At 47.2% G+C, this 24,970-nt stretch carries 21 protein-coding genes; 9 read left to right on the top strand and 12 right to left on the bottom strand.

Features of this window, described 5'->3' with window-relative positions; genetic code table 11:
- Window positions 1-236 precede the first annotated feature (236 nt).
- Window positions 237-614, bottom strand: a complete 378-nt coding sequence (locus tag D515_RS23645) for a VOC family protein (protein WP_002542367.1) — start codon at window positions 612-614, stop codon at window positions 237-239.
- A 155-nt stretch (window positions 615-769) separates the two neighbouring features.
- Here D515_RS23645 and D515_RS23640 point away from each other — a divergent pair, with 155 nt between their 5' ends.
- Window positions 770-1,009, top strand: a complete 240-nt coding sequence (locus tag D515_RS23640; RefSeq protein ID WP_002542366.1) for a hypothetical protein — start codon at window positions 770-772, stop codon at window positions 1,007-1,009.
- Window positions 1,010-1,194: 185 nt separating this feature from the next.
- Here the strand turns inward: D515_RS23640 and D515_RS23635 are convergent, their stop codons facing one another.
- Window positions 1,195-3,909: a TrlF family AAA-like ATPase gene (locus tag D515_RS23635; protein WP_002542365.1), complete on the bottom strand. Its 2,715-nt coding sequence runs from the start codon at window positions 3,907-3,909 to the stop codon at window positions 1,195-1,197.
- A 1,103-nt stretch (window positions 3,910-5,012) separates the two neighbouring features.
- On the opposite strand from D515_RS23635, the gene modF reads away from it, so the two are divergent.
- Window positions 5,013-6,464, top strand: a complete 1,452-nt coding sequence (modF, locus tag D515_RS23625; RefSeq protein ID WP_002542364.1) for a molybdate ABC transporter ATP-binding protein ModF — start codon at window positions 5,013-5,015, stop codon at window positions 6,462-6,464.
- Between the two features lie 63 nt (window positions 6,465-6,527).
- Here modF and D515_RS23620 read toward each other — a convergent pair whose 3' ends face one another.
- The 9 genes from D515_RS23620 to D515_RS23580 all read right to left on the bottom strand — a co-directional run bounded on the left by D515_RS23620 (window position 6,528) and on the right by D515_RS23580 (window position 14,066).
- Window positions 6,528-6,866, bottom strand: a complete 339-nt coding sequence (locus D515_RS23620) for a hypothetical protein (RefSeq protein ID WP_002542363.1) — start codon at window positions 6,864-6,866, stop codon at window positions 6,528-6,530.
- Between the two features lie 119 nt (window positions 6,867-6,985).
- The gene (locus D515_RS23615; RefSeq protein ID WP_002542362.1) at window positions 6,986-7,996 is read right to left on the bottom strand and encodes an aldo/keto reductase; all 1,011 of its coding nucleotides are present in this window, start codon (window positions 7,994-7,996) and stop codon (window positions 6,986-6,988) included.
- Window positions 7,997-8,044: 48 nt separating this feature from the next.
- Entirely contained in the window at window positions 8,045-8,989 is a 945-nt protein-coding gene (locus tag D515_RS23610) for a Gfo/Idh/MocA family oxidoreductase (RefSeq protein WP_002542361.1), read from the bottom strand.
- 10 nt (window positions 8,990-8,999) lie between these two features.
- Window positions 9,000-9,884 carry a class III extradiol dioxygenase subunit beta gene (locus tag D515_RS23605; RefSeq protein ID WP_002542360.1) on the bottom strand — a complete coding sequence of 295 codons (885 nt, stop codon included), beginning with the start codon at window positions 9,882-9,884 and terminating at the stop codon, window positions 9,000-9,002.
- Window positions 9,877-10,314: a protocatechuate 4,5-dioxygenase subunit alpha gene (gene ligA / locus D515_RS23600; RefSeq protein WP_039850619.1), complete on the bottom strand. Its 438-nt coding sequence runs from the start codon at window positions 10,312-10,314 to the stop codon at window positions 9,877-9,879. Before ligA ends, D515_RS23605 begins: the two co-directional genes overlap by 8 nt.
- A gap of 13 nt (window positions 10,315-10,327) precedes the next feature.
- Window positions 10,328-11,377 carry an amidohydrolase family protein gene (locus tag D515_RS23595; protein ID WP_002542358.1) on the bottom strand — a complete coding sequence of 350 codons (1,050 nt, stop codon included), beginning with the start codon at window positions 11,375-11,377 and terminating at the stop codon, window positions 10,328-10,330.
- Complete coding sequence (locus D515_RS23590) at window positions 11,374-12,084, bottom strand: 4-carboxy-4-hydroxy-2-oxoadipate aldolase/oxaloacetate decarboxylase (protein WP_002542357.1); 711 nt, start codon at window positions 12,082-12,084, stop codon at window positions 11,374-11,376. The genes D515_RS23595 and D515_RS23590 overlap by 4 nt, the downstream gene beginning before the upstream one ends.
- 18 nt (window positions 12,085-12,102) lie before the next feature.
- On the bottom strand, window positions 12,103-12,975 hold the full coding sequence (locus D515_RS23585; RefSeq protein ID WP_002542356.1) for an amidohydrolase family protein: 873 nt from the start codon (window positions 12,973-12,975) through the stop codon (window positions 12,103-12,105).
- 29 nt (window positions 12,976-13,004) lie between these two features.
- A complete protein-coding gene (locus D515_RS23580; RefSeq protein ID WP_002542354.1) occupies window positions 13,005-14,066 on the bottom strand; it encodes a 4-oxalomesaconate tautomerase in 1,062 nt (353 codons plus the stop codon).
- A 119-nt stretch (window positions 14,067-14,185) separates the two neighbouring features.
- On the opposite strand from D515_RS23580, the gene D515_RS23575 reads away from it, so the two are divergent.
- The 6 genes from D515_RS23575 to D515_RS23550 all read left to right on the top strand — a co-directional run bounded on the left by D515_RS23575 (window position 14,186) and on the right by D515_RS23550 (window position 20,684).
- The gene (locus tag D515_RS23575; RefSeq protein WP_002542353.1) at window positions 14,186-15,073 is read left to right on the top strand and encodes a helix-turn-helix domain-containing protein; all 888 of its coding nucleotides are present in this window, start codon (window positions 14,186-14,188) and stop codon (window positions 15,071-15,073) included.
- A 320-nt stretch (window positions 15,074-15,393) separates the two neighbouring features.
- Window positions 15,394-16,398 (top strand): sialic acid TRAP transporter substrate-binding protein SiaP, encoded by a 1,005-nt coding sequence (locus tag D515_RS23570; RefSeq protein ID WP_039850618.1) that lies wholly within the window; start codon window positions 15,394-15,396, stop codon window positions 16,396-16,398.
- Between the two features lie 166 nt (window positions 16,399-16,564).
- On the top strand, window positions 16,565-17,722 hold the full coding sequence (locus D515_RS23565; RefSeq protein WP_002542351.1) for a Gfo/Idh/MocA family protein: 1,158 nt from the start codon (window positions 16,565-16,567) through the stop codon (window positions 17,720-17,722).
- Window positions 17,723-17,727: 5 nt separating this feature from the next.
- Entirely contained in the window at window positions 17,728-18,384 is a 657-nt protein-coding gene (locus D515_RS23560) for a hypothetical protein (protein ID WP_002542350.1), read from the top strand.
- 32 nt (window positions 18,385-18,416) lie between these two features.
- Window positions 18,417-19,610 (top strand): Gfo/Idh/MocA family protein, encoded by a 1,194-nt coding sequence (locus tag D515_RS23555; protein ID WP_002542349.1) that lies wholly within the window; start codon window positions 18,417-18,419, stop codon window positions 19,608-19,610.
- Window positions 19,611-19,661: 51 nt separating this feature from the next.
- Window positions 19,662-20,684 (top strand): LacI family DNA-binding transcriptional regulator, encoded by a 1,023-nt coding sequence (locus tag D515_RS23550; protein WP_039850615.1) that lies wholly within the window; start codon window positions 19,662-19,664, stop codon window positions 20,682-20,684.
- Window positions 20,685-20,699: 15 nt separating this feature from the next.
- On the opposite strand, the gene D515_RS23545 is transcribed toward D515_RS23550, so the two are convergent.
- Window positions 20,700-21,755, bottom strand: coding sequence for an AraC family transcriptional regulator (locus D515_RS23545; protein ID WP_002542346.1), 1,056 nt, complete (start codon window positions 21,753-21,755; stop codon window positions 20,700-20,702).
- A gap of 667 nt (window positions 21,756-22,422) precedes the next feature.
- On the opposite strand from D515_RS23545, the gene D515_RS25055 reads away from it, so the two are divergent.
- Window positions 22,423-24,970: S8 family serine peptidase (locus D515_RS25055; protein WP_152442432.1), on the top strand; the 2,548-nt coding region annotated here is incomplete at its 3' end.

Here is a 24,970-nt window from a genome sequence, read left to right as displayed (position 1 = left end):
GTTTTATGCTTTGTTGAGGTGTATTTGCTTAGAATGACTAGGCTGCACACACCTCGCCGCGCCTAAAACGCTTATAGCTAGAACAAAATTTAACCACCAAAGGTCAACAGCCCCTAGCACTGGAAGAGGTCTTCGCAGCGCGAACAGTATTGATATACCCAAACAACCTACACCATTGAAATGACTTTTAAATCCCTATGATTAGGAAATCTCAAAAGTGGTGCCTGAGCATTTCTTTAATCAATTTTCCAAGGTGGATTCAGGCGATTCTCTCCCGCCCAATACAGTTTAATTTCGTTGCCTGATGGGTCTCTTAGCGCCGCTTCTTTCCAGAGATACGGCTTCATCGTTGGCTCTTGGTCGAATTCAATGCCCTCGCCTTTTAGCCGTTCGACGAGCTCATCAAGCTTTTCATGTTCAAAGTAAACCACGCCACGACTTATCACTCCTTCTTTTCCAGGATCGAGGAAAATAGAGAAGCTTGCATCACCTTCTGGGAAAGAAAAGCGTGCGTAGTGATCAGCACTAACAATCTGAATAAGACCGAGCTTTTTATAGAATGCGACCGCAGATTCCATGTCATGTACTGCCAATGTCACTTGATTTAAATTCATGTTTTCCCGCCTTTTATTAAACTTTCTTTAGTAGACACCTCAGACTAGATCCTTTCTTGGCATCATTGTTCAAAAAGCCGATTTTCAGGACAAAAACTGCGAACGACATCCGCCGCCTTGATGAATACGACAAGCATTCCTTAAGTCGGCGATCGATGACTTCATTGAAAACAGACGGCCAGAAATCACAGATACTCAACGACTACGCCGTCGAGCACCTGTATCTCTTCAAGCTAATCAGCGATTGGCAAGATGTGGCATTTAAGCCGAAGGATGACTTTACCGCGCTGGTGCAAGCGAGGGATGCAACATTGTCTGCCCTGGAAGCGGCTGGCGTGGATAGCTGGGCAGGTTATGATGATGCGATGGCGGCGCTGACGGATAGTGCTGCTTAATTTTGTATGAGCGCCTTGAGGGAGGCGCTGTAAACTGGAAATGGACAGAAACGAGTTAGCCATACCCATTACTGAATTGCTAAATCAATAATAAAATCTGATGGATGCATGGCTAATATCAGAATAAGCAGGTGTTTTTAGGGGTCATATGTATGCCATAGACCCTATTATCCTTGTGATTAAATCTATATACTTCTCAACCTACGATAACGCTTATCAAATGCAGCGGCTCCACCTTCCATAATATTACAAACATGATCGCGTACTGTTTGTTCACACAAACCGCCAGCTTCCATTACTTGCACTTGCCCTGCGTGAAAATGAAGGACATTGACAAACTCAGCATCGCCATTTACGACAATGTTAGGATTATGTGTCACCATAATTATTTGTCTACGCTTTTTATTTTCATGTATTTGAGACACAATAAGCTGATAAATTAGTGCATTATCTAGATCATCTTCAGGCTGATCGACAATAATAGGATTATCACCATGGCTGAGTAAGAAAGCGAGAATAGCAGCAGCTTTTTGTCCTGCTGAACCTTTTTCAATATTTTCAAACTTACCTTTTTCAATGTCCTTTGCGTACTCTACAACAAGTTGATCGTCAGGCCACCAAGCCATCAAGCGATCAAAAACTTCAGGCTGTTGTGAACGCTTCTGTGCAAGTGAAGTCTTCAAGCGGTTATCAACTCGAAACGTTGCGACATCTTCTCCAGAGGCTAAGGCTAGGATCGCATCCTTTAACTTGTGAACCTCATTCGCAATGCCTTTCAGAGTTAACTCTCTTGAAAGTAATTGAAACAGCAAGCTATTGGCTTGATCATCTTGGTAGATAGAAGTGGCAAAACTACTCTCAACTCCAATATGCTCTCTTAATTTTTTTTCGATTTTACTTTTATTCGCAAATGGTAAAATTTTCATTTTCACATAGCGATTACCACCAATTACTTTTTGAATAAAATTCTTCCGCTTTATCTGTAGTCTTCGCCTTAGAACATACAGCTTCTTGAGAGATGAATCACGCTGCTTTTCTTTACTTGTTAAGTTAGTTTGTATTTTTTCCAAGTTTTCAAGTTGAGTGTTAATCTCATTTCGTTGAGCAAGCCAACCTTCGTACTGCTCGGGATCTAACTCTTCTCCCCTATCAGCATATTCTTGTACTAATTGCTCATATTTTTGCGTAGTTTCTACACCAGTTTTGTACCAACTTGACTCACTAATTGCTTTTTCTCGATCTTGTTCAGCTTTGATTATTGATTTTTTTATCTTTGCCAATTCAGTTTGAACAGAAACTAAATCACCTTTAAATTTCGCCTGTATTTCCTCTAATTCATTGATATAAAAGGATTTATCAATACCTTCCTCTACCAAGATGAGTTCTGCAAACTCTTCAGATAATAAGCTGTCTATAGACTCAATCAGTCCAGCTGTGTCTGCAGCTTTATCAACCTTCTGCTTTTCAGTTGAAAGTTTTTGATACGCGTTAAATATATCTTTATGACCGCCATTCTCGAAACTTTCTATATCGCTATTTAAATCATCCTTTTGAGACTCAAGAGTCCCTTTGTTATTTAAGCGCTCTTGTTGCTGTCGCACTTCCTGACAAAGGCCTAAAAACTTGTTCAGTTCAGCATCAAACTGATATTTCCAAGCTGAGTAATTAACTTCTTTAGAGCGGTCAATAATCTCCAATAAACTATTGGTATTGCTTGCTAGCGCATTAATCTGTTTTTGACTATATAAGCTTACATGAAAACGCTCTTCCGGCTTCCCGTTATCGAGAGACCAAGAATTTTCTTGCCATTTATTGATATAGGGCGCGGTATTATGTTTCCAAATCGATTGGTACAACTCATTTCTTCGTTGTAACTCAACACAAATCTCGGTATCAGCTTTGGTTACTCCATTCTTGAAAGAGCAAACATCATCATAAATCTGAACTAGGTCCGACACTTCATTTTCACGTCCTAATGCCAATCGTACCGACTCAATGAACGTAGACTTACCTGAACCACGCCCACCAATAACAGCATTAAAGAGAGGATGTAGATTAAATACTGCAGGCTGACCCGGAATGCGGCCGCAATGTATCATCTGAGATACATTTAGACTTTTTAAGAATATGTCAGGGGTGGAATTAGGATCATCTGTGCTGTTATCAACACAAAAGTCATGATCATGGAGAGCAAGCTTAAGTCCATCTATTGATGGATTGCTCATTTTAATCCACGAGTATCTTTTACCTAAGCGACTACATTCATGAGCATCAGAACCTTGAAGTCGAGCTAAGTGCTCCGCCGCTTTTGATAACTCGGGGTTAACCGCATCAAGGAAGGTCAAATTCACAAATTCAGCTGCTTCAATTTTATTAAGCCAAGAATTAATTTCATGATTTGTATTTCTTATTCCATTTAACAGCCCCTTAGGACCATCGATATGTGCAGGTATAGCCACCCCTTCCGCATTTTTTATAATAGATATAACTTTATCTACTGACTCCGTTGCACAGGTTTCTTCTGCATCACCATGCCCTTCTGTAATACCACATTGCCCCAATACGGCTGATATCTTTGCAGAGTTACAGGAAGGGTCAAAAATTGCCAAAACATGTACACGAGATTGCGCAGTACTTACTGTGATTTCACAACCAGGAAACAGATAAAGTGGACGATACCATTCGGCGGTTTGATCGAGTTCAGCATAGGTTGTTTTTAAGCGATCAATCCAATCACCAGACACATGGTCTGTAATAGCCACACAATCTATCTTTTCCAGCATCAACGCCTTCAGCCAGTCGCTTTCATTTTCGCCAGGCTTTTTGTAATCGGAAGAGGCTGGGGTATGAGTATGAAAATCAAATTTATACCAGCGACTACCAAACGATACTTTACTCATAGTTCTATATTTCCTGAGATTAGTCTTGGGGTAGCGATTTGGAACACATTTAGAAAGGTGCAAAGAAAACTGTCGGTAACTTGCTTTATTGAAGCACCTGATGAGAAGACGCCCCTTAATCCGGCGTCATACACCTAACTGAGATTGCGTAAGCCAAAGTAGCACAGTCACTTTTATGCGAACTGAGTTGGGAAAATCCGGTGTAGGCCACCGCCCTTCGCTTATCGGCACGCAACACGCCATCACTGTCTAAAACTTTTGGCGGGAATGTACCACAAAGTGTATAAAGCGAGACTTGATTTTGATCGCATCAAGTGTTGAGTGAGGAGATTTTGTTCAAAGAAATGAGGTGGTTGCATGATGAGATGGATAGGGCGATATAGTGCTGCTCTTTTTTCAAGGACCCCAATAGTCAAAGTAATACGTCGTCCCCTTTTTAACGTTAACGGCAATCCTAGAACCACATTCAATGGTTACGTCCCCAGGCATAACTTCCGCTTTCTGATAAGGTCCGTGGGGCCATTCCTTCCCGTTGACGATTAGAGGACCACACATGCCTCCGTTGTCATCTTGTATCACAAGATATGTTTTTCTATCCGGAGATGGTAGGTACCGACCTCTCAGCTCATAAGTGGCATCTGGGTTCTTTCTTAGGTGACTATCAACCGCCATGAGGATAAAGGAAGACGAGTAACAGGTACTTTAAGAACGTTTTCAATTGCTGTCCTACCCGCTGAGTTACTGCCTTAACTCCAGCTTTATAATGTCATTGCCAATGTAGGATATTCGTACGTATTTACCCTCTCTGATTGGCCCACCGTGTGATGTGGTGTTATTAAAGATAGGTGTGCCTGAGTAGCTGAACCTTACGCCATTTACACTGAACATGTGTGCTGGAAGTCTATGGCAAGTTCACGCCCTAAACTCCCCAAAATCAGGTTGAATAGTTGAACAAGAAATTTTGCTCGTGCCCCACCAGTGGCCCATTTGGAGGAAACATGAAGAACTAATTTATTAAATTCAAAACATTAAATACTTACAGGGATTTATAAACTTGCTATAACTCCCCTACTTGCTGACGAAACAACCACAAACGAAACGATATGGATATCAACTTCAAGCAGCTCACCTCACAAAGCTCAACGTCTGCGCTTCACATCGAGAACTGGACGATTGCCAACAACGAATCATGGGCGGTTTTCAGTACGGAAGGTGACATTGGCTCTCTTCTGGGTGGCGTGTTGTGCGGAACCATCGAATTCGAAGGCGAGTTGGAAATCGGCGATGGGAAAATTGCGCAGGTTTCGCTAGTCGAACAGCAAAAACTGCTAGAGGAAGAGCGCGCCAAAGATGACACTGACTTTCTTGACCGTATAGATAACGGCACCAGCGTCTATGACCTGATTTTCGAACAATGCGAAGACGTGGCCCTGACCCATCAATTGATTGAAGATCTCGATCTCGTTCATCTCAAAGAGAGTGGCTTTCGCGTGCTTTCCACTGGGGAAACCCGCCGTGTGATGCTGGCTCGCGCATTGGCAGAAAAACCTGACTTTGTGGTGCTAGACAACCCTTTTGCCGGCTTGGATATTGCCCACCGTCAATCACTTGCTGACTATCTGGAAAAGCTCTCGAACTCTGTTCAGATGATGGTGGTATTTGCGCGGGAAGAAGACCTTCCCGATTGGGTTGACCATGTCGCCATGTTTGAGCGTGGAAAATTGGTAGAACTGATAGACAAAGCAGGATGGGACAATCATCCCATCATTCAGCAAATCGCCGCGCAGTCTGAACAACAGAGTGAAGAGATGATGACGCTTATCCGTCGTTATCAGCACGCCACACAATTTGAAAACCCGATTTTCGAATTGAGAGATGGCAAAGTTGAATACACAGAGAAAACCATTTTCACCGGCGTGAACTGGCGAATTGATAAAGGCGAGCATTGGCAAGTTAAAGGCCCAAATGGCTGCGGAAAAAGCACCATTCTGGGTATGATCTTTGGCGATCATCCGCAATGCTACAGCAACGACATTCACATCTTCGGCAAAAAGCGTGGCTCAGGCGAAACGGTGTGGGAAATTAAAAAGCATATCGGCATGGTTTCTTCTGCTCTTCACCTACAATATCGCGTTAGCTGCTCGGCATTGGATGTCATTCTCTCCGGTTTTTATGACTCTATTGGCTTGTATTCCCAACCTAGCATTCAGGAACGCACCATCGCCCGTGAATGGCTGGATATTCTCCACATGAGCCAATATGCCAAAACGCCTTTTCGTAAGCTGGAATACGGACAGCAAAGACTGTTGCTAATTGCTCGCGCAATTGTGAAGCAACCCACTTTGTTGATTCTGGATGAACCCTATCAAGGCTTGGATTATCTGGGACGACGCTTGATGAAGAATACTTTGGAGTTGATAGCGCGGGAAAACCTGAGTCAGCTCCTCTATGTTTCGCACTATCAGGATGATGAGCTGGAAAGCATCAAAAACACACTGACTTTTGTTTATGACGACAGCGCTCAGTGCTACCGCGCCGAATTAGAAAGAAGATAAAAAAGGCCGCGTCAGCGGCCTATCTTTCAAATCAGCTTGTTTAGGTCTATCCGTTTATCCGCATTAATAGCCCATAAACTTATCAATCAGCACTTCCAGCTTCCCTTCAAGTTCGCCTTCAAAATCGTCAATGCTCTTGTCGAACTTCTCCAGGTACTTACCAGCCTGATCCCGGGTCAGCTTTCTTCCTGACATATTGAATTGCATTTCCGGTAAGGATTTGTCGTTTCTTGGTACCACGGCAAGAGAGATAAACCCAGAGTTCAAGGCATTCATCTCATCCAGAATGTATTGGCAGAAATCGTCGATTTTGCTCGCGCCCTCTGGCCCTAAGCAACCAGGTTCCAATCGGCAAATCACGTTCAATTTCATCTCTTCTGGCACTGTTGCTGCGCTTCCCATATATATCATCCTTATTGTTATATTTAACATTTATCCTAGACTAGCAGACGCAAAAAAGCCCAGAGAGGCATGACGATTATCTCTGGGCAAAGGGATAGCTTGGGATTGATAGTTAGGTGTTAATCCCGATCCCGCTCCGAATCCATCACTTTCATCTGACCTTCGCTATAACGCTCTCCCACAACAAGGTCATCGTGGATTAGCGTAGAAAGGTGCGAGACAACATCCGGTGTCATAGTGACGTTGAGGGCGCCAATATTTTCCCGCATGTATTCGATGTGTTTGGTACCAGGGATCGGGACTAACGTTTTGTTGCCCTGACGATTGGGCTGATGAATCACCCAAGCCAGCGCGAGTTGTGCCAGTGAACAGTTCAGCTCTTTGGCGATATCTTCCAGTGGTTTCAGCAATTCGCTGTTTTTTGCAAAGGCGTCAGCGTCAAACCTTGGCCTTGCGTTATTGGTACGAATATCGCCGTCGGTCAACAACGAGGCTTCTTGGGCTTTCCCCGTCAGGAATTGACGACCGAGCGGCGAGAATGGCACAAAAGTGGTACCAAGTTTTTCACAAACATCGAGCATTTTAAGTTCAGGCAATCTTGTCCAAAGCGAATATTCCGACTGCACGGCCGCAATAGGATGGATCGAATGTGCGCGTCGCAATGTATCGCTTGAAACTTCAGACAGCCCGATTTCGCGGATTTTCCCCTCTTTGACCAGTTCTGCCAACGCACCGACACTCTCTTCTATGGGCACTTTCGGATCGAGTCGGTGCAGGTAGTACAGGTCGATAACATCGGTTTCCAATCGCTTTAGGCTGGACTCACACTGAGAGCGAATGGTTTCCGGTCTGCCATCAATGGTGGGTTTTCCGTCTTTCTTAAAAAGCGCGCATTTGCTTGCAAGAACGTACTCACTGCGGCGATGTTTCACTGCCTTGGCGATCAGTTCTTCGTTTTTACCGCCGCCATACATGGTGGCGGTATCGAGGAAATCATAACCTGCGTCGAGCGCTTCATTGAGCAACTGGATAGAGGTCGGTTCGTCGCTTGGGCCATAGCCATGAGACATGCTCATACAGCCAAGTCCAATCGGCGATACCGCCAGTGAGCCAATGTTGCGCTTTTCCATAGGTGTCATTCCTTCTGCTTTTTCTTATTCTTTGCTGGTTAGCGTGATTTACTCACCCAGTGCTTTCTCGATGCGATCCAGCACCTTCATGGCAATCAATGCCTGGTTCACACTGGCATTCGGCTCGCGGCCTTCGCGGATAGCGGCAATAAACTCACGATCCTGCAATTCGATGCCGTTCATGGATACATCAACCTTGCTGACATCAATCGGGTTCTCTTTACCGTCTACCAGATCGTCATAACGAGCAATGTAAGTGCCGTTGTCACAGATGTAACGGAAGAAGGTTCCCAACGGGCCATCATTGTTGAACGACAGCGACAGAGTACAAAGCGCGCCAGAGGTGGTTTTCATGCCGATGCTCATGTCCATGGCAATACCGAGCTCTGGGTGTTTTGGTCCTTGCATGGCCATCACATCCACAATCTCTTCGCCGGTTTGATAAGCAAACAGGTCAACCGTGTGGCAAGCGTGGTGCCAGAGCAGATGATCGGTCCAGCTACGCGGCTGACCCAAAGCATTCAGGTTTTTACGACGGAAGAAGTAGGTTTGCACATCCATTTGTTGAATGTTCAGTTCACCCGCGCGGAACTTCTTGTTCAGATATTGATGGCTTGGGTTGAAACGGCGCGTGTGACCCGCCATGGCAACCAATCCCGTTTCTTTCTGAACATCACACACGGCTTGGGCATCAGCCAGAGAATCCGCCATCGGGATTTCTACCATGACGTGCTTGCCCGCTTTCATTACTTCGATGGCTTGTCTGGCGTGAATAGGTGTCGGCGACGTAATAATTGCCGCTTCAACGCCCGGTTGAGCCAGCGCTTCCTGTAAGTCCAATGTCCAGTGCGCGATCCCATATTTTTCGGCCGTTGCCTTGGTGCTTTCCTCTACACCACCGGCAATCGACACTACCTCCACATCGTCAATGTTCTTTAGCGCATCCAGATGCTTATGACCGAAAGCACCTTCACCCACCATAATGATTTTCATTGCTTATCCCTCAAACGTTTGGCTCTGTTGACATGGTACCTTCCGTGACCCTGTCACTTGCGTTTTCTAAAATCGTCAAACCATAATGCGAGTTTGACACTGGGGCATGGGTGAATCGGTAAACTTCATCTACCTTGTCATCGAGCGCGCCACGCATTACCAGCCACATAATTGCTTCAATGCCTTCTGAGCCTGTTTCGCGCAGGTATTCAGTGTGGGAAACTTTCTTCGCTGCTTCCGGTTCATTCACCATCAGATCCAGCCAGTTACAGTCGTATTCGACGTTGATCAGACCTGCACGTTCGCCTTGCAATTGGTGAGATAAGCCACCTGTGCCGAAGATGGCGACTTTGGTCTCTGCCGGGAAGCTTTCCACCGCTTTGCGAATAGCTTTACCGAGGTTGTAACAACGGTTTCCTGTTGGCTGAGGATACTGAACCACGTTGACCGCCAGCGGAATTACCTGACAAGGCCAGGCTTTTGGTCGCCCGTAAACCACGGAAAGTGGTACGGTGAGGCCGTGGTCGACATCCATTTCATTCACAATGGTCATGTCGAACTCATCCAAAATCAGTGATTCGGCAATGTGCCAAGCCAGCTCGCTGTTACCTTCACACACTGGCACCTGACGCGGACCATAGCCTTCATCCGCAGGGTTAAACTGTGGTGCAACGCCGATGGAGAAAGTCGCAATAGATTCCAGCGAAAATGCCGACGCATGATCGTTGTAAACAATCAGGCAAACGTCTGGCCTCACCTCTTCCATCCAATCACGCACTGGCTGAATGCCATTCACAAAACGCTGCCAGTATTCACCCACCATGGTGCCGTTATCCATGGCTGCACCTATCGATGGGATATGCGAAGTCCCTATACCGCCAACAATCTTACCCATCGTACTGCTCCTTGTTCTCAGGCTTGGCGTAATACTCAGCCCATTCCGCTTTGCTGCGGTTGCCTTCGATCGAGCGGCCGCCATTCAGCATCATCTGCTTGAAGTCTTCGAAGGTCATGCCATTGCCCGACATTGCCGCTCCGGCATGTTGCATGGTCATGCCATCAAAGATCGCGATTTTAAAGGTGTAATAGATATTGCCGCCAAGACGCAGCATGCCTAGCCAATCGCGCTTCAACACGGCTTCACGCTGCTCTGCAGTCATTGGAAACTTGTCGATATACGCTTCTTCGCTCTCACGGAATTGGTCTCGGTTCTCAGCTTTGTTCAGCGACATGCAAAACATGTTGAGGTGATACCCGGCTCTCGACTTCTCACCGTCAAAGACATAGGTTCCGGGAATATCGTCGTAATCTCTGTGTTCACGCATTTCCATTTCCCCCTCAGATCAATCCTACTTCTTTCAATCTGTCATCCAGACGGGCAAACACATCTCGGGTGTTGCCGTTGAAAACTTTGGCTTTGTCTTCATCGTTAAGCTTAGAACCATCGATGTAGCGCTTGGTATCGTCGAAGTAATGTCCTGTCATCGGGTCAATACCACGCACCGCACCAATCATTTCTGATGCAAACAGGATGTTTTCGATTGGCACCACTTCCAACAGCAAATCGATACCTTCCTGATGGTAAACACAGGTATCAAAGTAGATGTTGTTTTCGATGATTTCTGTCAGCGAAGGCAGATTCATCATGTCACACAGACCACGGAAGCGACCCCAGTGGTAAGGCACTGCACCACCACCATGTGGAATGATGAACTTCAGATCCGGGAAATCTTTAAACAGGGTTTTCGACATCATCAGCTGTTGGAAAGCCGTGGTGTCTGCGCCCAGATAGTGTGAACCCGTGGTGTGGAAACAGCGGTGACAGCAGCCACTCACGTGAATCATCGCTGGCACTTCCAACTCACACATTTTTTCGTAGATTGGGTAGTAGAACTTGTCGTCCAATGGTGGTGCCGTCCAGTAACCGCCTGATGGGTCCGGGCTAAGGTTGCAACCCACAAATCCGAACTCTTTGACGGTGCGTTCCAGCTCGGCTGCACTTGCTGTCATATCCGCATTCGGTGACTGAGGCAATTGTGCGGCACCGATGAAATTCTGCGGATAAAGCTCAGTAATACGGTAGATAAGCTCGTTACAGTGTTCAGTCCAATATTTACTGGTGGTTTGGTTACCAATGTGGTGCCCCATCCAGCTTGCACGCGGCGAGAAAATGGTGACGTCCGTACCGCGCTCGTTTTGCAGTTTCAGTTGTGCGCCTTCAAGGCTGTCGCGGATTTGGTCATCCGAAATGTTTACGATGCCTTTTACGTGATCAAACAGAGGATCAATTGCGAGCTCTTTTTTCTGCTGTTCACGGTATTCGCCCAATTCAGCCGGTGCTGTGGTGTAGTGACCGTGACAGTCGATGATTAAAGGTGCCTTGCTCATTCTAAATCCTCCAGCTTATCCACGTAGCGAAATCCTGATTGCTCCAACTTTGGACGCATGTTGTACATGTCGAGCCCAAGAATGCCTTGCGCCAACATACCGCGTTTTGTTTCTTCGTTTTCCATGCGTGCCTGAGCAGACTCCAATACGGTTTCTGCGGTTTTACGCGGTACGACACACACACCGTCGTCGTCAGCCACAATCACATCACCAGGATAAATTGGCTGATCGCCACAAATCACAGGGACGTTCACGGAACCCAAGGTGGCTTTCACAGTACCTTTGATGGAAACCGCTTTTGACCACACTGGGAAGTTCATTTCCGTCAGGTCTTTGGTATCACGCACACCCGCATCAATGATCAGTCCTTGCACGCCTCTCGCTTGTGCCGAGGTCGCCAGCAAGTCACCGAAATAACCATCAGTGCAAGGCGACGTAGTAGCAATCACCAGTACATCACCTGGCTGACAAAGCTCGATAGCGACATGCACCATCCAGTTATCACCCGGTTGCGCCAGCACAGTGACTGCGCTACCCGCAATTTGTGCGCCTTTGTAAATCGGACGCAGTTCATGGTTTAGGTTGCCTGTACGTTGTTGCGCTTCGTGTACCGTTGCACTGCCACAACCGGCCAGCCCTTCAATCACTTTGGCATCGGCGCGTTCTATGTGTTTAACCGCCACGCCTTGAATCGTTCTCATAGACATACTTCTGTCCTTGCGTCTTTAGTCATCAAATCCGTAAAGTCTTGCTGGGTTGTCCACCAGAATTTTTTTCTGGGTGGCTTCGTCGCGTGCAATCAACGGAACGAGATCCAACAGATCCGCATCATTAGGCATATGTTTTTTAATATTAGGATGCGGATAGTCGGTACCCCAGAGCACACGGTCTGGTGCCACTTCCACCAAGCCTTGTGCATATGGCACGGCATCGTAAAAAGGAGGAGCCATTGCAATTCGTTCGGAACCACATACCTTCACCCACCAGCTTTCGCGACGCATAAACTCAAGCAGGATTTGATACGCCTGCTGACCCACACCTTCTGAGGTAGGTACACGACCCATATGGTCAACCACGATGGTCATGTCGATACGGTTGAAGAAATCTTCATACTTGATGATGTCCTCAGCATTCACGTGAATGACCAAGTGCCAGCCATATTGCTTCACACGCTCGAGCACTCTCGCCATCATTTCCAGGTTTGGCGCTCCGCCCAAATGGGTCACGAAGTTAAACCGAATGCCGCGAACGCCGCCTTCATGCAGGTCTTGAAAATCGTTATCAGTGAAGGTGTCATCCGCCATACAAACGCCACGGTAAGCTCCGTTGCTTGATGCAATCGCATCCATCATGGCTCGGTTGTCGCGACCATGGCAGCTCGCCTGAACCAGCACTGCACGCTCGATACCTAATTTGTCGTGAACACGTTTCAGCGCATCTTTACCTGCATCAGGCGGCCAATAAGTCGCCGTTTCCGCATAAGGAAACTGTGCGTGAGGACCGAACACATGACAATGTGCATCACACGAGTTTGGCGGCGCTACAAAACGCGGCGTTCGCGTGTTGTTATCTGGTGGCATACAGCTTGGCTTGGTCATTCCATGACTCCTCATTCTTTTCGTTGTTTTTATTTGTTGATAGGGACAAAGAGCTCACCTCTGGCGAGCAATCTAGCGGTTCTCAGCAGCCCGGCTTTTGTGACGTTGTTTTGATCATCAAACGTTAGCGTCATTGAAAACTCACCAGAGGGATGCTCAACAGAAATCGTCTTCACATCTCCTGCCGGGATTTCAGCAATACCTTCAGCCACGTTTCCAGGCATGGCAGCAGCCGTTGCTACTGACACAGCACCGAGAACACCTATGGCGGTGTGGCAGACTCTTGGGATAAAGGTGCGTGAGCAGATGTGCCCACTGTCTACAGGTGGTGCAACCAGGCTCATCTTAGGGACAACTTTGTCAGTTACATCCCCCAGATTCATCGCCTCACCCGCCTGCAAACGAATTGATTCAATTTTTGCTTTCAGTGTTTCGTTGGCGTTAAGTTCGTCGGCCGATTCATAACCCGACACACCCAGATCAGAAGCGCGCATCAAGACAACGGGCATACCGTTGTCGATACAGGTGACTTCGACGCCATCGAAGGTATCTTTGATATTTCCAGTAGGAAGCAGGCTCCCAGTAATCGAGCCCGCGATGTCTTTGTAGTTGCAGATAACAGGCGCTGCAGTACCCGGCACCCCATCTATCGCAGCATCACCTTCGTATTGCACTTTTTGATTCGGCGTCTGTACGTCGAGGTCACAGCGGTTTCCGCTGTTGACCATATTCACACGCACAGTCGTGATACCGTCTTGCGCATCTACCAGTCCGTTTTCGATAGCAAAAGCACCAACACCAGCGAGAATATTTCCGCAGTTTGGAGAGGTATCCACCCGGTTCTCTCCTACGACCACCTGAACAAACAGATAGTCGACATCACAATCGGGCAATGATGATCGAGAGACAACAGCGACCTTGCTTGTCAGCGGATGGCCTCCACCCAGGCCGTCTATCTGACGGGCGTCACGACCGACTGCATCGAGAATAACCTGATCGCGTAATGCTTCATTTCTCGGCAGATTAGAGGCTAAAAAATAAAGCCCTTTAGAACTGCCACCGCGCATTTGCATGTAGGGAACTGCCAGCATCTCTCACCTTCCTTGTGTGCTTTAAAAACAGCATAGGCATGATTCCGCTCGCAATAAATTCAACTTCTTTACATTTTGTTGTACATTTTTAACATTCTGTTTTCCTGAGGTTGTACTGAATGGCTGATATCCCCCACTACTTTCTCTATGGCGAAGAGCTTCCCGAGACAGCGCCGGACTACATGCACATTGCGCGGTTGGAGCAATCTTTGCCCAAGCACAACTGGGAAATTCATCCACACCGTCACGACAATCTTCATCAGTTGATGATCCTCGAGTCAGGCTCGATGCATGCACAAATCAGGGAAAAAAGTGCGGAGTATTCCGGTCGTTGTGTGCTCTCAATTCCCGCTAAAGAAGTACATGGCTTTGCCCATCAGCCAGGCGTGACCGGATTTATTGTTTCCGTTAGTCACCCCTTTATGTTGAGTCTTTTTAACGACGCCGAGAGACAGGGGCTCGCGCAGCTGTTCAGAGAGCCGATGGTAATCCCTCTGGGCGTCGACAAGGATGAAGGGGAAATCACAAGAATGGGTGAACGGTTGCTTGAAGAATTCCACACGCCAAAGATTGGGCAGGCTTCCATCATCGGTGCTTACCTGAAAATCGTCTTCGTCATGCTGGCAAGGCACCGGCAGCACAGTGAACTTCAAGAAAATACCGATGGAAAAACCGCTCTGTTCGAGCGCTTTGTCCGTTTGGTTGACACTCATGCCACCGAGCACTGGCAAGTCAGCCAATACGCCGAAGCATTGGGGCTCAGTCAAGGACAGCTCAACCGCATCTGCCAGCGTGCAGCAGGTCAACAAGCGTTAGCCATTGTTCACGAGCATTTACTGGATGAGGCAAAGCGCTTGCTAGTTTTCACTCAATTGTCAGCTAAAGAGATTGGCTACCAACTTGGGTTTAAAGATCCCGGCTATTTTTCGCGGTTTTTTCAAAGACATACTGGACAAGCCCCTAAGCAATTCAAAACGCGGGTAGCAGAAAGTCAGCGTCAAATTTAGCGTTCGTTATGCGCTTAAATGAGGGTGAAAAAATTTTTTGGCTTTTTTATGACGTATTTCTTCAAACGACATAAGCAATAAATACATCATTCATTTTCGTCCAAGTTTCTATTCAAGGGCTTGCTAATCAATTTATTAGTTAACCATTTTCCTGTCTGCATTTTTAAACACTCACCAAATAATGATGTTTTTCTTTCATTTTTCATGATTGATTTGTCTCATTTAAAATACTGTTAACATCTTGCTAACCAAAATTAACAAGACCAATAATGAAATGGAATGGAATGCAAACCAACAACACAAATGCAGGGGTAAAAAGCATGAAATCGACAGCACTATTGGCACGACCAAAACTGAAGCAAGTATTCACAGCAGCAGCGATGGTCGTTGCAATGGGCGCAACCTCTTTCGCTCACGCAGCAGACACCAAACTGAGAATGTCTGCTTCCGCGTCAGCGACTGACCAACGCGCAGTTGCGATGACCGAAGTTTTCGGTCCAGCCGTTTCCGACTTTGCTGAGTTCGAAGGACACTGGAACAGTTCACTATTTAAACAAGGTACCGATCTGGAAGCCATTGCCCGTGGCAACCTGGATATGACCATCACTTCCGCGCAGGAGCTTGCCGAGTTTATTCCTGCTTTCTCCATCTTCTCGGCAGGTTATGTACACCGTGACGCAGAACACCAGAAGCGTGTGTTCGCTGCAGACTTCATGGATGACCTGAAAGAAGAAGCAGAAGATCTCCTTAACGTGAAACTGTTGAGTGTGATGTACCTCGGCCGTCGCCACGTTAACCTTCGTGAAGACTTTGAAGTAGCGACCCCAGCGGATCTGAAAGGCGTAAAACTGCGTATGCCAGGCAGTGACGCATGGCAGTTCTTGGGCAAAGCACTGGGCGCAAACCCAACACCAATGGCTTTTGCAGAAGTCTACACTGCGCTGCAAACTGGTGCGGTTGACGGTCAAGACAACCCACTGCCAACCGACAAAGACGCGAAGTTCTACGAAGTGACCAAGCAAATCGTCCTGACTGGCCACCTGGTTGACCTGAACTATATCGCCATCTCGAAGAAAGTATGGGACAAGTTCACGCCAGAGCAGCAAGCAACGCTGCAAAAAGCGTCTGATGATGCGGCAGAATCTGCACGTCAGAAGCAGCTTGCACTTGAAGCAGAACTGGTTCAGTTCTTCAAAGATCAAGGCCTGAAAGTGTACGAACCAAACCTGAAAGCGTTCCAGGAAACTGTACAAGGCGCTTACCTGAACTCTGATTACTCTGAGCAATGGCCAGAAGGTCTGCTGGACAAAATCAACGCGCTGTAATTCCAACGAAGTAAACCGGGCATCGTGGCAGCAGTATCGCTGCGGTGCCTATCTCACCTCCCTCTTAGAGCTATGAAACGAGTGCCATTTGTGCGCTTTGGGTTCGAGCATCTTGAGGATGGTGAACAACGTAATTAGAAATCCTAAGACAGCAACGAGAACGAAGATGGAAAAGTTTCGAATCGGCTTAATCGGATGTGGCGTCATCAGTGATAAGTATCTGACAACGTGTCAGGCATTTAACTTCATCGACATTGTCGCTTGTGCCAGCCTGAACATCGAAGAATCAAAACAAAAAGCCGAAGCCTACAACATCCCGCGTGTCTGCACGCCTGATGAAATCATTAATGACCCTTCTATTGACTGTGTATTGAATCTTACGATTCCCGCCGCTCATGCGCAGATCTCTATCGCCGCATTGAACGCTGGAAAACACGTTTACTCTGAAAAACCGTTCGTGACTGATTTAGCGGATGGAGAAGAAATTCTCGCCCTCGCAAAGGCAAAAGGCCTTTACGTGGGCAATGCACCAGACACCTTCCTTGGTGGAAGACTCCAGACTTGTAAAAAGCTGATGGACCAAGGTGTGATTGGTACGCCCACCGGAGTGATGGCGTTTGTACCGACCCGAGGCGTCGAGCGTCACCACCCTAACCCGGACTTTTACTATCAAAATGGCGGTGGCCCTCTATTGGATCTGGGGCCTTATTACCTGACAGCCATGGTTGCTCTTCTTGGTCCAATCACCCGCGTTTGTGGTTTGGCCAAAAAGACGCTGGATGAGCGTTTGATTGAATCAAAGCCCCGAGCTGGCGAAAAAATTCCTGTTAATGTTGATACCCACATCAACGCCCTTCTGGAGTTTGAATCCGGCGTTCAGGGCTCATTAATGGCAAGTTTCGATGTGTGGGATTCACAAACGCCGCGTATGGAAATTTACGGCGAAAACGGGACACTTTGCATCAACGACCCAGACCCCACTGACGGCTTCAATATTTTTGGCGGTCAGGTGCTCTACAAAACTCGGGAAACCGCCCGTTGGGTTTATCGCCCTCGCACACCTAACCTTGAATTTTGGTCAGTGGCTGAAAACACCCACGGTTTTAATCAAGAAGCCCGCGGCCTTGGCCTGCTCGACCTGGCTTATGCGGTGAAAAATCAGCGCCCAGCCCGCGCCAGTGGCGAGCTTGCACAGCATGTTTGTGAAGTGATGTTTGGCATTCTTGAGTCGGCCAAAACCGGACAGTTTTTCGAAATACAAAGCCGCTGTGAGTCACCAAGCGCTTTACCTGAAGATTTCCCTAAAAGTGAAAACGGAGCCTGAATACCATGAGTCTTGAAACATTGGATTTTGCGGAACCGTTTTTCACCGTGAAGTACATCGTTGATGAACCAGAAATCGTCATTACTGAAAGAACTATCGTCCTGAATCTCGCTGAATCTCAGCTATATACGGCTGGCATGTGGCTGGCACCGTTTCAGTCCATCATCGCCACCGATGTCACGCTGTTCAACGTAGAAAAGTGTGTATTGGTGGAACGTTTTGATGATTTTGAAGATGAAAATGCGCTATTGGAAAAGGTCAGAGGCACTTGGCCATTGGCTTATGAGATTCGTCGTGAAGAAAGATTAAAAGGCGTTGGACACTATATGTCGCCGAAAAACGCTGTCGGCAACATCCAGTTCAGCATGTATCACGCGTCTACTGTGCCTTTGAATGTGGGACTTCACAAAAACCATGTGCACTTGGGCGGCGAGGAGCCTCAGGAAGTGCATACCCAAATCGTTGGGTTCGGGAAAATGCAGCAGTGCCGCGAAAAAGACATATCGACACTGTTTCTCGAAGAAACCATGGCACCGGGTTGTACGCACAAACCCATGTTTGATGCCGAGCTGAATTACCCATGGCACCAATACGAAACTATTACGCCAGGTATATTTATGGCGATTGAAATTCTAACGTCCGGCAATCCCATCCCAAGATAAACCTGACGTTAAGCCCAGAAAAAGGATTCAAAATGGCAACACGATTATTACCAGAAAACATCGATTTTGAGGGTACATTCCCCGCCCTTTCGCGTCGACTGAGAATTGGCGTTGTAGGTGGCGGACGTATTGCAGTGACGCAAGCGATGGCAGCGAGACTGAGCGATCGATGGGAGATCGCAGCAGGCGCACTTTCTTCTGACCCAGAGCAAGCCAAGGCAAGAGGTGCGCAATGGTTTTTGCCGGAAGATAGATGCTACTCCTCTTATCAGGAGATGGCAGAAAAAGAATCCCAGCGCGAGGATGGCATTGATGCAGTGATGATCACCACGCCGAACCATGTTCACTTTGAAGCAGCAGAAGCGTTTCTGAATGTGGGCATTGATGTGCTCTGTGATAAACCGCTTACAAATGTGTATTCTGAAGCTGCAGATTTAGTCGCTTTAACTGAATCTACCGGACAAGTGTTTGGTGTTTGTTATGCCATGTCCTGCTTCCCCATGATTCGACAAGCCCGCGAAATGGTAAAAAACGGTGCGATTGGTAAAGTCGTGCAAATCCACGTTGAGTTTATGCAGGATTGGATGATCCCTGATGATGTTGGCGAAGCGGCGCATGTTAAATGGCGCTTAGACCCTAAGAAGTCCGGCTCCACCAGCTGTACCGGCGATATTGGCACTCACGCCGCCCAACTCGCCACTTTCGTATCAGGGTTGGATATGACCGACCTTCGCGCTGAAATGCATGTCTGCGGCGCGCCAAAACCCTTGGAAGACACTGTTTTTATGATGACCCGCTACGAAGGCAATGTACCGGGAACGTTAATGGCAACGCGTATCGCTTCCGGTAACCGCGGTGGATTGCGTCTGCGTGTCTTTGGTAGCGAAGGCGGCATTGAGTGGGACATGGAAAATGCCGAACAGCTGAAATATAACAAATATGGAGAACCTGACCGCGTGTTAAGCCGCGGTCAGGGACATGGTATCTACCCTGCTGTTGAACGCTTCGTTCGCACGGGGCGTGGTTTCCCTGAAGGCTTGATTGAAGCTTGGGCAAACCTTTATACCGAGTTTTCGATGGCTGTTGCCGCAAGAAAAGACGGGGTTACGGCACCTAAAGATTGGCTCAGCTACCCGACAGTAGAAGATGGCGCCAAAGGCGTGAGATTCATCGAAGCATCCGTTGAATCAAATACGTCGGGCGGCGCATGGGTAAGTTGCCAATAATTAAATAAGGCGGAGCGAGCGTTCCGCCAATCACAATGTCAGGGGGCGCGATTGGCAAAGCGAGTCACAATAAAGCAAATCGCTGAGTATGCGAAAGTGAGTGTCGCTACGGTAGATAGGGTGATCAACCAGCGTGCACCGGTAAAAAGTGCCACAGCGAACCGCATCATTGCGGCAGCAAAAGAGTTAGGCTGGCGCCCCCCTGCTGCGTTTGTTGAAACGCAAAGCGCCTCTCCAACCCCTTCGATACACTGCGGCATTCTGTTGCAAAGCAACATCTCCCACCTGCTGCGTGAGGCGTTTGAAGCGCAATCCGCCAAGCTGGAAAACACCAATTCGAAGCTGACTATAGAAACGTTTGACAGCCTCGAGCCGGAGAAGATTGCAGCGCGAATGCTAAAACTCGGCAAGAAAGTGGATGTCCTTGCCATCACTTCCATCGATCATCCTTTCGTTGCAGAAGCCATCGACAAGCTGGCAGAAAAGAATGTACCTGTGGTCGCGATACTCTCCGATCTATCGGCAAATAATCTTGCCGGCTTTGTTGGAACCAACAACCGAACACGAGGGAGAACAGCGGCGTGGGCGATGGATCGGTTCTGTCGGGACAGAGGCACCGTGGGCGTCATCATTGGTAGCCACCGATACCTCAGTCAGCAAGATCGGGAAATCAGCTTCCGCAGTTACTTCCGCGAAAAAGCGCCTGCTTTCAGAATATTGGAATCCATCGTCAGTTCAGATGATGACAGCCAAGCCTATGAAGCAGCTAAGAAACTGGTGTGTGAAACACCGGATTTGGTTGGAATTTTCAGCGCGGGTGGCGGCGCCAGTGGTATTCGGCGAGCCATTATTGAATACGGCGGTGACAGGCGGCCCTTCTTCGTTTCTACAGAACTCACGGCGCAAGCAAAGACAGAATTGCTTCAAGGTGGTGTGGACATGGTGCTGTCTGCCGACTTTGATCAAGTGGCTGAAAAAGCCGTGGAAATGTTCACCAGTCTCAAACAACAAGAAGGACAGCAAAAGAAAATGAGCGTGCTTCCTTTCTTTATTTACACCAGCGAAAACACATAACTCGCGCAGACGGCACTATGCCGTCAGCCGCCCCTTAGAAAAGTAACGTTCGCGGTATTCCCCTGGCGAACAGTCTTCCCACCGTCGAAAAGCACGATTGAAGTTTGCGACGTTGGAAAAGCCCACCATATGCCCTACTTCACTGATCGTGTATTGCGGCTGCTTGATATACGTTGTGGCGAGGTTTTTCCTTGTTTCTTCAAGAATGTCTTTGAAGCTCGTTCCTTGCTCTCTCAAACGTCGTTGCAGGTTACGAAGGCTATAGCCCAGTTCCTCTGCAATTTTGGACTGTGAAGGGTTGCCATAACGTAACTCTTCAGCAATTTTGTTTTCGACAAGATAAGTGATATTGGAACGGTCAAAACGCTCCATGAAAGTATTCAGCAGCTTAGTGTGAACCATGTTCATCAAAGGATTACTGCCTGGAGACTGTAGACTGGCAAGTTGGAGATCGAACACAATCGCATTTTTCTCGCACTGATATTCAACAGTGCAGTCCTTTTCTAACAGATAACTTGCCACTTCTGGGCAGGGTTCAGAAAAAGGATCAAATGAGAACTTGATATCAATAGGACCAATATACCCGCTCATCATCTCTCGGGATTGACTTATCACCCCAATGCTCAATGCTTCGATCAGCTGTGGGGTTAACGCGAGTCGGCCACTGTCTTTGTAACGTTCAACATCAAATTCAATGAAGAGTTTTGCATTTTCGACACGCGTGTGGATTTGAACACTGTTTGAGAGCATACGGCGGTATTTAGCGAATTGCTCTAGGGCGTCTTTCAAGCTGTATGACGACTGAATCGCATAGCCAAAGATGTGTAATGTGGAGAGCCGGAAGTTCTGAGCAACATCGAGTCCGAATGCTCTTCCTCCAACTTTCTTATTACAGAAAGCGAAAAGATGGCCCAAGCGATCAACCGACACTCGTCCTTCTGGATTGTTTGCCTCGCTTTCCAAAATACCGAATCGAGACAGAGTGGGTTCAATGTCAAATTCAAACTTTTTCATCGACATAATGATCGGAATGAGGAACCCACTCAATGCTGAATATTCTGCACTCATCATTCACACTTTTCTTTATCGCCCAGCAAGTTACCGAACAATTATAAAATTTGTAGATTAAGTTTGACTGTGTTTCGACTGATAATCCATATTAAAAACTACTGATTTTTAACCTTCACCAAAGCCCATTCAATTTTACATCAATAAGTTACACAGCATGCCATGTGCAACAAAACACATTAACAAGAAGTCCATCACATGATGGTCAAACGTCAGAACTCAACTTTTCATCAGATTTTTGAACTAATACTTTTGTATGATCTCACTCCATTTGCACATTTATTCCACATCCCGTCAATATGCATTTTAATGCATTGATAGATATTGTGGTAATTAGATAATATCGTGAACCTCAATAAGATAAATCTTCACATAACGATAAAAGCAAATTTCAGCCACCTTTAGCACATCTAATAATTGATAAGCATTAGCAGAACCAAAACTAAAAACATTAATTAAGCACTTTCTAAAGATACAACTCCCAAATAACAATAAGAATATAAACAGGCCAAGTCGTAAAACTGCTACACGGTAAAATTAATCTCTAGCACTAGGATAATTTCATCACTAATTAATTATAAATTCATACCTACAATGGATCGAACTAGGTCACACAAGAGCAAAAACTAACTAATTATCAATTAGCTATTACTTGCAAAAGGTATCTACTGTGGAAAAGAAAAATAACCATACAGACACTGACCAGAAATCTCACACCCTCTTCAGAAGAGTAATAAAAAAAACGGCAGTATCGCTCTCTGCCATTGCCTTTTGCTTACTTACCGCTATTGCGATAAATGATCTCAGCAAGCCTACATCCAATAGCAACGCTTATCTTTTTGATGGTTTAGAATCCTTCAACACGCCATCATCACCTATTTCAACAGCAAACGCTGACTCAACGATTCCAAGAATTCCATTTGAACAAAGTCTCGCTGGGAATGGGGTGGAATATCCTATCAATGCGGAAAGACCTTGGTTGCAAGAGGCATTGCGAAACTATCCAAATAGCGAATATTGGCGCAATCAAATTACGCTTCACCTAGCACAGCCCAGAACCCCGGGCTGGATAAAATTTGAAAGCTATCATGTCAGCCAGGGACGTAACCCCATTCTGTTGCCGACTTTTGCGCGAATGGTTGAATCAAAGCATGTACCCGATGTGCTGACCGTTCGAATCACTGAGAGTGCGGAGCCTTTAACCGCGCTGGAAGACATAGGTTTTTCCCATCTACGCAGTATTGACCCAGCTAACCGATCCACAGCGGTTCATGTATACGAGATCCCTAAAGAGCTGACGTTTGCCCAAGCACTCGAAGCATCAAATGCTCACGCTAACGTGGCTTTTGCGGAGCCTGATTACCTGATTGAGTGGGCCCTGGCACCAAACGAATCAAATGCAGGGATCAGCAATGGTACTGCATGGTGGCTCAATCAACTGCGCGCTTATGAAGCATGGGAAACCACGACCGACGCTTCTGCTATTGGCCCTGTCGCCGTGTACGATCAGGGTATCTTGCGCAGTCACGAAGATCTTCGTAATAACTTCTGGGTTAACCCGGATGAAATTGCCGGCAATGGCGTCGATGATGACGGTAACGGTATTGTCGATGATATCAACGGTCGTACCAATCAGGTCTTTGGCGGTCATGGCACCCCAGTAGCCGGCACCATTTGTGGTGAAGGCAACAACGGCATTGGTTATGTTGGTAGTGCCTGGAAGTGTCAATTGATGGATACAGGTGGTCCATTGAGTTTTTCTGCCGCAGTATCTGACGCGATGGCATCTCTTCGCTATGCCACGGACAAAGGTTCTCGGATTTCAAACCACAGTTGGGGCATACGCGGCGACTACAGTCAGGCTTTCAAAGATCTGATTACCGAAATTGAAAGTGATGATCACCTTATGGTGATTGCTTCGCACAACTTTAACAGCAACATTGATAACAGCCCCGTCTACCCTGCCTCTTACGACAACGAAAATATCCTGAGTATTGCTGCATCTAACCAAAGTGAAGGTCGTATTAGCTATTCCAATTACGGTGCAGTGAGTGTTGATATTGCAGCGCCCACCGAATTTAACACGGCAAATTCCTCTGGTGGCTATTCCGGGTTCAGCGGCACGTCACAGGCCACCCCTGTGGTCACGGGTGCAGTCGCACTGGCTTGGGCGTTAGACCCAAGCATGACTTATCGCGAAATTAAACAGCTGGTGATGGACACCGCCCGCCCAGTTTCAGCCTGGTCTGGTTTAACAGTAACAGGCGGCATTCTGGATATGAAAACCCTCGTTGAATCCGTCACCAGAGACACAGACGGTGATGGCATTCTCGATGACATCGACACCGACGATGACAATGATGGGGTTCCAGACGAGGAAGATGCTTTCCCGAAAGATGCAACTGAGTCCGTAGACACAGATGGTGATGGTATTGGGAATAACGCCGACAACGATGATGATGGTGACGGTGTTAACGATGATGAAGACTGGCGACCACTTGACCCTAACGAGCAATACGACACTGATGGCGATGGTATCGGTAACTCTCAGGACGATGACGATGACAATGACGGCGTTCTAGACGAAAACGACGCCTTCCCATTGGATGCAACGGAAACCACGGACTCTGATGGTGATGGTGTCGGCGACAACAGCGACGAATTTCCATCTGACCCCAACGAATCGAAAGACTCCGATGGTGATGGCGTTGGTGACAACAGCGATATCGACAAAGACAACGACGGTCTCTCTGACGAGTTGGAATCTCGCTCTAAAGCGCCCGTGACCGACTGGCCAGTTCTAACAGGAGCCAGTTTCTCGAACGGTGTTCTGTCGGCCAACGGCGGAAGCTGGGGGTATCAAGCAAACTCAGCGCGGTTCTCCAGCTATGGTTTCACGGATAACTACCGTCTGAATTTCCATGTTGATGCGCTGGGCACTTACAACATGTTTGGGCTGGGCAACACTGAAAGCTCGGCGAGCTACACCGATATTGATTACGCCTTTTATATCGTCAACACCACTCTCTACATCTATGAAAGTGGTACCTACAGAGGCAATTTTGGAAGCGGCAGTGTTGCGGTTGGGGACACCCTGTCTCTGGAGGTGAGTAACGGCACCATCAGGTACTTGCGCAACGGCAATGAAATCCGTGCAGTTGACTACAGCGGCACAACACCGGACTTTTACGTTGATACCAGCTTCTATAACGGTGCAA

Origin of the sequence: Grimontia indica, assembly GCF_000333895.2 — a bacterium.
GTDB lineage: Bacteria > Pseudomonadota > Gammaproteobacteria > Enterobacterales > Vibrionaceae > Enterovibrio > Enterovibrio indicus.
This window is presented reverse-complemented; position numbering and strand designations above follow the sequence as displayed.